Genomic DNA, 11,582 nt, shown 5'->3' on the forward strand with positions numbered 1-11,582 from the left:
CAAACCCTTATCAGTAGGTACGCGCCTTGGGCGCGAAGGCTTCCATGGTTTTGGGTGCAAAGTTCACACCTCGCTTACCAACTTCTTTAGTCTCGGGAAAATAGACAGAGTGGCACAACCAATTTGCATCGTCGCGCTCTGTAAAGTCCTCACGGGCGTGAGCGCCGCGGCTTTCTGTTCTGACCTCGGCGGTGATGGCAGTAGCCTCCGCAACCTCCAGAAGATTCTGCAGTTCCAGCGCCTCAATACGAGCTGTATTAAAAGCATTGCTTTTATCATCGAGACGAACGTTTTCTATCCGGGGACGAAGGGCCTTAAGTTTCTCAATACCCTCCTGCATGTAATCGCCACGGCGGAACACACCAAAATAGTTCTGCATGATACCTTGCAGCTCAGCCCGCAACTCTGCGGTGGTCTCACCTTCAGTCGAATTATTGATTCGATTTATGCCAGACATAGCAGCATCAATATCTGCATCAGTGGCCTCTTTAAGGTCAATCCCCTCACGCAGAGCCTGCTCGATAAACAGACCTGATGAGCGACCAAACACCACCAGATCCAGCAACGAGTTGCCACCTAAGCGGTTTGCCCCATGAACAGACACACAGGCAACCTCCCCGCAGGCATACAAGCCATCAATAACCCGATCGTTACCATCGGCATCAAGGGTAAGCGCCTGACCAGAAACATTAGTGGGAACACCTCCCATCATATAATGACAAGTGGGCACTACAGGGATGGGCTCTTTAACCGGATCCACATGAGCAAACGTACGAGACAACTCACAGATACCGGGCAGACGACTCTCGAGAATCTCTTCACCGAGATGATCCAACTTCAGCAACACGTGATCGCCTTTTTCACCACAACCACGGCCTTCCAGAATCTCCAGAACCATGGACCGGGCAACCACATCCCGACCTGCCAGGTCTTTAGCATTGGGGGCATAGCGTTCCATAAAACGCTCACCATCTTTATTGATCAGATAACCGCCCTCACCGCGACAGCCCTCTGTCACCAGCGTACCGGCACCAGCGATACCGGTCGGGTGGAATTGCCACATTTCAATATCCTGAACCGGGAAACCAGCCCGGAGGGCCATACCGACACCGTCACCGGTATTGATGTGCGCATTGGTAGTCGACGCATAAATCCTTCCTGCACCGCCGGTGGCGAGCACCGTGGCCTTAGATTTCACGTAAACGGTTTCGCCCGTTTCAATATTGATGGCAATAACGCCTACAACTGCATTATCGGCATTTTTCACGAGGTCGACTGCAAACCACTCATTAAAGAACACCGTATTGTTTTTAATATTATTTTGGTAGAGCGTGTGTAACAGCGCATGACCTGTGCGGTCGGCAGCAGCACAGGTTCTTGCCGCCTGCCCACCTTCACCAAAATTTTTGGACTGTCCACCGAAGGGCCGCTGATAAATACGGCCCTCTTCGGTACGAGAAAAGGGAAGGCCCATATGCTCCAGCTCAAATACTGCTTCAGGCCCGACAGAACACATATATTCAATGGCCTCTTGGTCACCGATATAATCTGAACCTTTCACCGTGTCATACATATGCCAGCGCCAGTCATCGTTGGGATCGTCGCTGGCAATCGCACAGGTAATCCCACCTTGCGCTGAAACTGTGTGTGAGCGCGTCGGAAAGACCTTGGAAATCACCGCTGTCTTATAGCCAGACTGGGCCAGTTGGAGTGCGGCTCGCATACCAGCACCACCACCACCGACGATTACGCCGTCAAACGAAATGGTTCTTACACTACTCATGGATTTAGATTCCCCATACGATATCAAGAGCCCATATGACATAAACCAGAGTGACTGTAATCATCCCCAGCTGAAGAAAAATACGCAGCGCTGTGGCCTTTGGACCAAGCAGACGCTCTGTGACGTAATCGGTCAAGACCGCCCACAAACCGATCCAGGCGTGGACAGCGATAGACAGCACTGTCAGGACATTAAAGATTTTCATGGCGATATGGCTGTGCAACCCGAGCCACTGACTGTATTCAAGACCGGAATTAAACAGCAGGTAGGCCGTGATGAATACTGTGTAGGCAGCCATAACCACGGCGGTAATACGTTGCAGCAGCCAGTCTGAAAGACCACTGCGACTGAAGCTTGTAACATTGGTAATCATACCCATACCCATACCCCCGCGAGAATAATTAGAACAACAGCAACAAACAGGACAATTTTTGCGCCCAGGCGACCACCTTCAAGGGTTTCGCCCACACCAAAATCCATAATCAAGTGCCGGACACCCGCAACAATATGGTAGGCCAGGCCCGCTAACGCTGCCCAGACAATCAACTGGCAAATCGGGCTGCCCATCGTTTCCCTGATAGCATTAAATCCCTCTTCAGAGGACAAGCTGGTATCCAGCAACCACAAGAACACAGCGATTGCACCGAACAGCGCAACACCGGAAACACGATGTAAAATAGATACATAAGAGGTTATCGGAAGCTCTATTGTTCCGATATCGAGATTTACAGGTCTTTTCTTGTTCACGATATACACACCTTAAGTCCGCAGATTGGGCAGAATGCAGAAATATAACGCAGGGAAAATCGGCTAAACCGTCGCCGGCATACCGGGCTAAAAATCGGGGAAAAATTATAGAAGTATTGTAACAGGATTACAATTAAACCAGCCCGACATTCAGCATTGATAGAGTTATATCTACAAAAGATAGCCGCTATTCACTCGCTGTATTTGTAGTAAAATTGACAAATCCAGAGAGAAGGCTATAGTTTTGCGCCTCAGAAATAGTTTGCACGCTTGATGCTTGCATCTCGCTCCCTGATTCGTAGGAGAACCCAATGAGCAATAAGAAGGTCCATCTTTCTGTAGAGGGCACGGATATTCATCTTGAATTACCGATACTTAAAAGTACTCTCGGACAGGATGTCATCGATATTTCGAAAGTGCCCGAAACAGGTTGTTTTACGTTCGACCCCGGCTTTGGCGCCACTGCTGCCTGTGAATCAAAAATCACTTTTATTGATGGCGACAAGGGCGTATTGCTCCATCGCGGCTACCCTATAGAACAACTCGCAAAAAAATCCGATTACCTTGAGACCTGTTATCTGCTGCTAAATGGGGAACTCCCCTCTCCCGAGGGAAAAAAGGATTTTGAGCAGATTATAAGAATGCACACCATGGTGAATCGCTCCATTGAGCAGTTCATGTCCGGCTTTCGTTACGATGCACACCCTATGGCTATGCTCTGTGGCGCGGTAGGCGGCCTGTCATCGTTTTACCACGACTCCATGGATATCAATGATCCTGAGCACCGGCTTATTACCGCACATCGGCTGATTGCCAAAATGCCAACACTGGCAGCCATGTGTCACAAACATTTTATTGGTCAACCTTATATGTACCCCGATAACAAACTGGGTTACGCAGAGAACTTCCTACACATGATGTTTGGCACTCCCTGTGAAGAGAGCAACATCAACCCCGTTATTGCGAAGGCAATGGATCTGTTGTTCCTCCTTCACGCCGACCACGAACAAAATGCCTCCACTTCAACCGTCCGTCTCGCTGGCTCTTCCGGCGCCAACCCCTATTCCTGTATAGCTGCTGGCATCGCAGCACTGTGGGGGCCCGCCCACGGCGGGGCCAATCAGGCTGTCTTGGAGATGCTCGAGCAAATCGGCGATGAAAAACACATCGACAAGTACGTAGTACGCGCCAAAGACAAGGACGACCCCTTCCGGCTGATGGGCTTCGGTCACCGGGTCTATAAAAACTTCGATCCTCGCGCCAAGGTCATGAAAGAAGCCTGCGACGCAGTACTGGCTGAGCTCGGCATTGAAAATGACCCATTGCTTAAAATCGCCAAACGACTGGAACAGATTGCACTGGAAGACGAGTATTTTGTTGAGAAAAAACTCTACCCCAATGTGGATTTCTACTCGGGCATCATCATGAAAGCCATTGGCATACCCACTGAGATGTTCACTGTCATCTTCGCTACCGGGCGCACTGTTGGCTGGATCTCTCACTGGAATGAAATGCTGAGCAACCCTTACCGTATCGGTCGTCCAAGACAACTCTACACTGGATCACCAAAACGGGACTATCCCGAGTAAGGTCAGATACACTACCAATCTCTGCATACCCAAAAAGCCACTCTTTGAGTGGCTTTTTTAATTCTATCCAGTTAAAACGCAAGGAGCTTACAGCTACAGCTAATTCGATTATTCTGTAGTAACATCAGAAAAAAGCTAACCTGAACTTGATCTGAAAAATCGAGTCTCAGTAAAAAGGTACATCCGGAGGCTACAAATGAGCATTAAACCAGCGAGCAAACTACTTCTTCCCATCACCATAGTACTGTCATTATTATTCACAGCGACCGCATATGCAGCGGAGAATACACCTGAAGGCGTCGTCAACGGTTACTACGCTGCATTAAAAGCACGGAAATACGAAGATGCTTACGACCTCCTGACACCAAGAATGATCGATGGTCGTACAAAAAAAGAATATGCAGCTGACTGGAAGAATATCGTGGATATGGCATCTGTCATTCTGCACGAATACGGCATATCGTCAGTCGAAATTGACGGTGAAACGGCCAAGGTCAATGCCTGGACCAGAGCCAGTGACGTCTTTAACACCGATGGCATTATTGAAAAAGAAGTTGATCATCTGATCCTGACAGACGGCGTCTGGAAACTGGATGCAACAGAAGTCAGTATGGAAGCGGTCGATATGTAGTATTAACCCTGTCAATGAAACCGCCCTTTTGGGCGGTTTTTTTGTGTCTATTGAATGACATCGGCACGACTAACGTCCAATAGTGCACTGCACCAATTCATGGAAGACTCAGCTGAGGAATATGTGGAAACAGAAGGCAGTCAGATAATGCAAAAAATTCAGGCCTACATCGTTGGTGCACTTCTGATGTTCGGTTCTGCCACATGGGCAGCCATCTACGCAGAGAATGTATCCTCTGTCATCGCCATACTTTCGATCCCATCGCTTCTCGCCGGGTATATCTACGGCACCGCTCTACCACAATATGCATGGGGAATGTTACTGGGGATATGTTCTTATATGGTGCTGGAGTTTTTTATGTATGGCCCCGTATATCAGACAACCGGCCTGGTTTACGGCATTGCCTTCTTCACTTCCCTCGGGTGTGCCACGGTCGGCTATGCATTGCTCCGCTGGAAAACTGGAAGAATGAGCCGCTTCTCCGATTAACACAGTCGCATCCCAGCCTTTCGATTGAATGAACCGAAACGTAGCGCCTGACTCCTTCGTACCGCAAATCCTCCTCTCCCGAGCAATATCCGAAATAGAGGCCACCCGACACATCGGCATGAGACGGTCATGTCTCGCCCAGTCCAGAATAGAAATACCCGGTGCGCCCCCTGAGAGTAAAACTATGGTCATATCGCAATCATCTTGGGACTTTTTTCTGCTGCGATCAGGCCATTTCTATATTCCTCACTCTTGGACCACATAGGTTAACGTTTGAGCTGAGCCGCTTGCCGGTGGAGGTCCGCTTGTCACTTTCGTCGCTCAGCTCAGGCTCTCTCAAACTCAACCCTGTAGGTGCAAAGCCGGCCGTCCATTGGATCGACGGTTTCCGGTGTGGAGTAGATGAGGTTCTCACCTGAAAACGAGAGCAGTCTTGTCTGTTTGGTTCCGGTCCACAGCTCATTCCAGCTACCATCCAGTGTGTGGATAACTCTGTCAGCCAGTACTTCGTACGAACCGACATAGGCGAAGAACGAATCGAACAGCGCGATCTTCTCCTCCGGTGAAGGTGGACTCGATTTCGGCTTGGGGCGTCCGCTCTTGAGAACGAAGACCATCAACCTTCCATCTGGCGCGTAGTTGATATAACCGAACGGGTTGGGCCCAAGCGCGTCTGACTCTTCTCCGGATAACACCAGCACGCGTTTCCAAGACAGCATGCGCCAGGTGCCGAGTAGGCGCGTCGGAAGATCTGAACTAAGGCGAGTATTGCTAGACATTATTCCTCCGAGCGTGTGACGCCTAACGCTTTAAGTAGCGGAAAATAAAAAGCACCGCTTTTAATTTTCCGCTGCCTTTACCTGTTAAATTTCTCACCCAACAACAGAGCAGCCAACAAGAATAATCATCAATACAATGTGTGGAAACGCTAGCGTTGGCCGTATAGCTTGTTTGGAATATTCTAGGATTTTTGATAGACCACTGGTTTCTACTAATTGATATTCTCTGTTGAATTGAAACTCACTTCCTTCAGTTTTTTCTCTAATGTTCTTTTCAATTTTTAATAATCTAGGCTCTATTCGTGATTGAAAGGTTTTCCAGATTGCATCTTGTAACCATAGAACCAATAAGATTAAGAATATTGATGTCATACTGACACTAAATATTTCTGATAAGAATAACATCAGGATGCTGCTTAGCTTTATATACAATGAGTGCTTTTCGTAGCTTTCAAATTGGTTTTGAAGCAAACACCACTCTGCTTCGTATTTCTTTGTTTCCATAATATTTGCTCGGAGCTAGAATGATTTTAACGCTTAGCACGGCGACCGCCGGTACGGCGGTCGTGACTGGTGCGCTTTGTTATGTAAAATAATAGAACCTCGTTATCTTTCCTCGTAAACCTGCAACACTCTGTTTTATTTGGATCATTTTTTCTGAGTGGCAGGATAACGCGTATTGACTGAGTATAAACCGAGAAGGCGATTTAACAGCAACTCGATATTCTGTATAAAAAAACAGCCTATCGGGCGCGTATACCTATTTGACATAGATGGTGTCCCGAAGCCGAGGGCCAAACCAGCACCAAGGTTACTTTTCTAGGGATTTGCAGTGCAGCTTATCTTTTGGCCGCCACTTGCCAAAAGTATTCCAAGATCAAAAAAATTTGGACTTAATAGGGACTTAAACTGAGAAACGAAAAAGGCCCGCTCAAAAGCGGGCCTTTTATGACGTTAAATTACAACGATTTATTGGTGGAGCTAAGCGGGATCGAACCGCTGACCTCAACACTGCCAGTGTTGCGCTCTCCCAGCTGAGCTATAGCCCCGTAAAAGAGGGCGCAATTTTAGGCACAGCCCCACGGAGTGTCAAGCCTGTTCTTCAGGGTGTTCAGTACGGGCTGCAGAGAGAAGACGGTAATCTTTATCCCAGGCCTTTAGCTGCTTTTTAGAAACCCCGCCAGAGGCCTCCAGAGCGCTCCTGATACGCGCCCTGACCATGTCAGGCCCAAGGATAGCCATGGCATCAAACAGGGGCGGAGCCGAGGAAGATCCGGCGACAGCAACAAACAAGGGGGATAAAAAATCCTTCAACTTTAATTCCATCCCCTGTGCCAACTGATTCAGCTCCTCATACAAGCCATCCCGGCTCCAATGGCGCAATCCATCCAGGCGCCAGGAACTGTATTGCAGAATTCTCCGCACCGTTTCGTTGTCCAGTTTTTTATGCTCGAAGTGGGAAGTATCGAGTTTCGGCATGCCCGAAAACATAAATCCAAGTAACGGCGCAATATCGGAAAACTTTTCCACTCTTTCCTTGATCAGTGGAATCATTCTGGCGAGGTTGTCACGGTTTATCGCCCATTCGGCAACACGATTGGCAAATGCCTGCTCATCCAGGTTTTCACGGATCCAGCGACCATTTAGCCAGTCCAGCTTTTCAGTGTCAAAAACCGGCCCACCCAGATGCACAGCACGCAAGTCAAACTGATCAAGCATGTCCTGAAGGCCAAACTTCTCACTCTCGTCCGGCATGGACCATCCCATACGCCCGAGATAATTGACCACAGCTTCGGGCATATAACCCATATGCCGGTAATAGTTGATGCTGGTGGGATTTTTTCGCTTGCTGAGCTTACTTTTGTCGGGATTTCGCAGCAATGGCATATGACAGAGCTCAGGCATCTCCCAGCCAAAATATTGATAGAGGAGAAGGTGCTTTGGTGCTGAGTTGATCCATTCCTCACCACGAATGACATGGGTGATTTTCATCAGATGATCGTCTACCACATTGGCAAGGTGGTAGGTTGGCATACCGTCTGCCTTCAGTAGTACCTGCATATCAACCTGTGACCAGGGAATTTCAATCTGCCCGCGCAACAGGTCGTGAAAAACACAACTGCCCTCATCGGGAATTTTCATACGGATAACGTAAGGTTCTCCCGCTGCCAGACGCTTTTTAACGTCCTCGGCCGACAACGATAAACCACGGCCATCATATTTTGCGGTTTCCCCTCTCGCCACCTGCTCACGACGCATCTCGTCAAGCTCTTCAGACGTGGCAAAGCAGTAAAATGCATGGCCTTTATCAACCAGTTCCATAGCGTGTTGTTGATAAATATCTGTTCGCTCGCTCTGTCGATAAGGACCATAAGGTCCACCAACATCGGGCCCCTCGGACCACTCGAGACCTAGCCAGCGCAAGGAGTCCAAAATCATTTTTTCAGATTCCGGGGTACTACGAACCTGGTCAGTATCTTCAATACGCAGGATAAACTCACCACCCTGGCTTCGGGCGAAACAGAGATTAAAAAGGGCTACATAGGCAGTCCCAACGTGGGGGTCGCCAGTGGGGGATGGAGCAATGCGTGTGCGAACAGACATCAAATAAACATTCCGTTTGGGGTGAATTGGGTCAAAAGGGAAAGAGCGTGATTATACGCAGAACAGGACTAATCAACAGTTCTCAAGGCTGGCGGGCCCAAAAAATAACCCTGGGCAGCATCCACATCCAACTCGGCAAGCTGACCCCATTCCTGTTCGTTTTCAACACCTTCCACCCACAGCTGCAAGCCACTGTTATGGGCAAGCCCAGCGAGTGACTTGATATAAAACTGGTTGTCCAGATTCGTGTCCAGCTCGCGCAGAAAACTGCGGTGAACCTTGAGATGATTCAATGGCAGACTACTCAGATAGCCAAAAGCCGCAGACTCCAGGCCAAAATGGTCGATGCCGAGTGAAGTACCGTGCTTTTGCAAAAGCTGACTAAAAGTCCTGAGAGACGCACCGTTTGCTTTCATGGCATATTCAGGAACCTCAAATACCAACTTCGCTGCCAGCCTCCGCTGAGATGCCAGGAAGTTATCAAGCCACCTCAGAAAACCAGAGGTTTTCACCGATACTATCGACAGATTGACACACAGTTTAGTGGAGGTCTCTTTTTCGCGCTCAGCCGAGGCCAGAGACTCCAGAATCAGCCTGTCAAGGCCAGGCATCAGCCCCAGTCTTTCTGCGATGGGAACCACCACAGCAGCCGCCAGTAAATCCTTGCCATTGAGGAAGCGCACATACACTTCCTGGGCCATTAGCGCTTTATCCTGAATACTGACTATAGGCTGGTAGTGAAGCGCCACAAGCCGGTTTTGAATGGCTTGATGGAGAAATACTTCCCACTCATTGAGGGGTTTTCCCAGTACGGGAACATCACCATTTTGCACATCGGCAAACTTGGTCCAACGGCTGGTACTACCCAGCTTGGCCTGCCGCAGTGCAATATCGGCTTCACCCAGCATTTCGGGACCACTGGTGATATTCGTATGAAAGGTATATCCCATGTGGAAAGACAATGGACACTTCTCGTTATGTAGCCAACTGATATCCTGGACGGCCCCAAATATCTTTTCTGCCAAAACGTCGCCTTCTCCAGGGGTGATATCGGGGATAAACAGGGAGAACTCCGGGCCCTGCCGTCTGGCTACAATAGCCCGGGGATGATCAATCACTGCGCTTTGCAAACGCTGGCCGACAGATTTGAGAATCGCGTTTCCCTCTCCACGCCCGGCATACTCGTTAACGCATGAAATATCGTGCAATGCGACAATAGCCAGAGCGCCGGTATGCATGCCCTCCTCTTGATCGTCGACATAGCTTCGCAGGCGATTGTCAAAATCATTTCGATTGGACAGGCCGGTAACCGCATCCTGAAAAGACTGTTTTTGCAGTCGGTCGATGAGCGACAGCTGATCTTCAAAAACGGCCTTGAGGTGAAGTGCCATCCTATTCATGGCCCGGACGACGCTGCCAAGCTCACGAGTTTTCGGCAGGGGCTCCAGAACAACAAATTTTTTATTGAAAATATCATTGGCTTGCTGCTCAACCCGGGCAAGTGGCACGAGCAACCATTTGAGCGCAATATAGGCCAACAAACAGACAGACAGTGTAATAGCAGCAAACCAGATTAACTGTGTCGTGGTAACCCGCCAAAGTTTCAGGTAAGCCTGACCGGGATGACTGACAACGACCACCTCCCCCAGTTGCATCCAGTCAGACGTTACTTCTGCCCTCCCCTCGTTAATGGGCAGGTCGATGAATGACAAAAACCAGTCTGGAACACCCTCAAGAGAAACCGGAAATTCTCTGTCGATCAGGGTATTCCCGTCGAGATCGGAAAAATAAATACGCTGAAAATAACCGCTGTCAGATACCGCATTGAACATGGTATCCATGGTGGCAATATCCTTTTCCTGCGCCGCTTGGGTCATGGAAAGCCCAAGTGAAGTAGCAGTGTCCTGCGCATGGACTTGCATCTGTTCAGCAACCAGTTGCTGGTTGTTATAAAGACTGACAAGCGTATTGCCTGCGTACAGACAGACAAATAACAAGACAATAGCGATAATCAGCTGGCGGAACAGAGTCACGCAACATTCCTTTTGTGTTCAATTGATCGAGTCTAATCCAAACTGGCCCACTTGCCAATTGAGCACTGGATCACGCTACATCGACTCGCATCATAGCCTTGCCAGGCAATCTCTATGATAAGATCAAAGTCGCTGTAAATAGGCCAATAACGTCGCAAAAAACGGAAAGAAATTGAAGTCTTCATCAGCTCTACAAGCAATTTTTTTCGGTCGCATTGGACTGCTGGCTTCTCTGTTTTTCGTCATATTTACAGGCAACGCTGATCACTCCGGAATCAGTGACAAAATGCTCACCAGCATCCATAAAAAATATGGAGCACCTGCTCAGCTGCGCATTGAATATTGGCAAAATATGACTCACGAATATCGCGGCAAAGCGGATATCGAGCAACTCACGGCAGTGAATGATTTTTTTAATGGCGCCCGTTTTGTCAGCGACATTGAGCTATGGGGCAAGAATGATTACTGGGCGACTCCTATCGAATTTCTTGCCAGAGATGCCGGTGACTGTGAGGATTTCTCTATTGCCAAGTATTTCACGCTCAAAGAAATTGGAATGGATGTTTCAAAATTGCGGATCACCTATGTCAAGGCGACTTTGCTGAATCAGGCACACATGGTACTGGCCTACTATGCCACCCCAACTTCTGTACCCCTGATTCTCGACAATATCAATAAACACATCAAACCGGCCAATGAGCGAAATGACCTTCGACCGATTTACAGTTTTAACGCCGATAATTTATGGCTGGCCAGAACACGTAATGAACAACTCAACGCAGGCAAATCAGACCAGCTCAATCTTTGGCGGGACCTGAATGCAAGAATGGCGAAGGAGTTAGAGTAAAGAATAATAACGACCAATCCAGCATGGACGTTATTGTAAAAAAACCCGGCCATTTGACCGGGTTTTTTAATTTTCAAACG

At 48.6% G+C, this 11,582-nt stretch carries 11 protein-coding genes and 1 tRNA gene; 4 read left to right on the forward strand and 8 right to left on the reverse strand.

Annotation, left to right across the window (positions count from 1 at the left end; all coding sequences use genetic code 11):
• Window positions 1-10 precede the first annotated feature (10 nt).
• The 3 genes from sdhA to sdhC are packed head-to-tail and all read right to left on the reverse strand — an operon-like array spanning window position 11 to window position 2,530.
• Complete coding sequence (gene sdhA, locus U740_RS09375) at window positions 11-1,783, reverse strand: succinate dehydrogenase flavoprotein subunit (protein ID WP_036860391.1); 1,773 nt, start codon at window positions 1,781-1,783, stop codon at window positions 11-13.
• Window positions 1,784-1,787: 4 nt separating this feature from the next.
• Complete coding sequence (gene sdhD, locus U740_RS09380; RefSeq protein ID WP_327078594.1) at window positions 1,788-2,162, reverse strand: succinate dehydrogenase, hydrophobic membrane anchor protein; 375 nt, start codon at window positions 2,160-2,162, stop codon at window positions 1,788-1,790.
• Window positions 2,153-2,530 (reverse strand): succinate dehydrogenase, cytochrome b556 subunit, encoded by a 378-nt coding sequence (gene sdhC, locus U740_RS09385; protein ID WP_036860392.1) that lies wholly within the window; start codon window positions 2,528-2,530, stop codon window positions 2,153-2,155. The genes sdhD and sdhC overlap by 10 nt, the downstream gene beginning before the upstream one ends.
• 311 nt (window positions 2,531-2,841) lie before the next feature.
• On the opposite strand from sdhC, the gene gltA reads away from it, so the two are divergent.
• The 3 genes from gltA to U740_RS09400 all read left to right on the forward strand — a co-directional run bounded on the left by gltA (window position 2,842) and on the right by U740_RS09400 (window position 5,239).
• Entirely contained in the window at window positions 2,842-4,119 is a 1,278-nt protein-coding gene (gene gltA / locus U740_RS09390) for a citrate synthase (RefSeq protein ID WP_036860393.1), read from the forward strand.
• 196 nt (window positions 4,120-4,315) lie between these two features.
• Window positions 4,316-4,750, forward strand: a complete 435-nt coding sequence (locus U740_RS09395) for a nuclear transport factor 2 family protein (protein WP_036860394.1) — start codon at window positions 4,316-4,318, stop codon at window positions 4,748-4,750.
• A 99-nt stretch (window positions 4,751-4,849) separates the two neighbouring features.
• On the forward strand, window positions 4,850-5,239 hold the full coding sequence (locus tag U740_RS09400) for a hypothetical protein (RefSeq protein ID WP_036860395.1): 390 nt from the start codon (window positions 4,850-4,852) through the stop codon (window positions 5,237-5,239).
• Window positions 5,240-5,565: 326 nt separating this feature from the next.
• On the opposite strand, the gene U740_RS09405 is transcribed toward U740_RS09400, so the two are convergent.
• The 5 genes from U740_RS09405 to U740_RS09425 form a co-directional block, all read right to left on the reverse strand.
• Window positions 5,566-6,018, reverse strand: a complete 453-nt coding sequence (locus U740_RS09405) for a lipocalin-like domain-containing protein (protein WP_081890906.1) — start codon at window positions 6,016-6,018, stop codon at window positions 5,566-5,568.
• A gap of 93 nt (window positions 6,019-6,111) precedes the next feature.
• Window positions 6,112-6,522 (reverse strand): hypothetical protein, encoded by a 411-nt coding sequence (locus tag U740_RS09410; RefSeq protein WP_036860397.1) that lies wholly within the window; start codon window positions 6,520-6,522, stop codon window positions 6,112-6,114.
• 469 nt (window positions 6,523-6,991) lie between these two features.
• Window positions 6,992-7,067, reverse strand: a tRNA-Ala gene (locus tag U740_RS09415).
• Between the two features lie 40 nt (window positions 7,068-7,107).
• Window positions 7,108-8,622 carry a glutamate--tRNA ligase gene (gltX, locus tag U740_RS09420; protein WP_036860398.1) on the reverse strand — a complete coding sequence of 505 codons (1,515 nt, stop codon included), beginning with the start codon at window positions 8,620-8,622 and terminating at the stop codon, window positions 7,108-7,110.
• Between the two features lie 68 nt (window positions 8,623-8,690).
• Window positions 8,691-10,655, reverse strand: coding sequence for a bifunctional diguanylate cyclase/phosphodiesterase (locus U740_RS09425; protein WP_036860399.1), 1,965 nt, complete (start codon window positions 10,653-10,655; stop codon window positions 8,691-8,693).
• 352 nt (window positions 10,656-11,007) lie between these two features.
• Between U740_RS09425 and U740_RS09430 the strand changes: the two genes are divergently transcribed.
• A complete protein-coding gene (locus U740_RS09430) occupies window positions 11,008-11,502 on the forward strand; it encodes a transglutaminase-like cysteine peptidase (protein ID WP_200877073.1) in 495 nt (164 codons plus the stop codon).
• The last annotated feature ends 80 nt before the right edge of the window (window positions 11,503-11,582 follow it).

Origin of the sequence: Porticoccus hydrocarbonoclasticus MCTG13d, from assembly GCF_000744735.1 — a bacterium.
GTDB classification, from domain to species: domain Bacteria; phylum Pseudomonadota; class Gammaproteobacteria; order Pseudomonadales; family Porticoccaceae; genus Porticoccus; species Porticoccus hydrocarbonoclasticus.

Bases quoted from the DNA above. Each gene is read 5' to 3' on its own strand.
- sdhD (WP_327078594.1), bottom strand. From the start codon at position 2,162: ATGGGTATGATTACCAATGTTACAAGCTTCAGTCGCAGTGGTCTTTCA.
- U740_RS09405 (WP_081890906.1), bottom strand. From the start codon at position 6,018: ATGTCTAGCAATACTCGCCTTAGTTCAGATCTTCCGACGCGCCTACTC.
- gltA (WP_036860393.1), top strand. From the start codon at position 2,842: ATGAGCAATAAGAAGGTCCATCTTTCTGTAGAGGGCACGGATATTCAT.
- U740_RS09400 (WP_036860395.1), top strand. From the start codon at position 4,850: ATGGAAGACTCAGCTGAGGAATATGTGGAAACAGAAGGCAGTCAGATA.
- sdhA (WP_036860391.1), bottom strand. From the start codon at position 1,783: ATGAGTAGTGTAAGAACCATTTCGTTTGACGGCGTAATCGTCGGTGGT.
- U740_RS09430 (WP_200877073.1), top strand. From the start codon at position 11,008: ATGACTCACGAATATCGCGGCAAAGCGGATATCGAGCAACTCACGGCA.
- U740_RS09395 (WP_036860394.1), top strand. From the start codon at position 4,316: ATGAGCATTAAACCAGCGAGCAAACTACTTCTTCCCATCACCATAGTA.
- U740_RS09410 (WP_036860397.1), bottom strand. From the start codon at position 6,522: ATGGAAACAAAGAAATACGAAGCAGAGTGGTGTTTGCTTCAAAACCAA.
- gltX (WP_036860398.1), bottom strand. From the start codon at position 8,622: ATGTCTGTTCGCACACGCATTGCTCCATCCCCCACTGGCGACCCCCAC.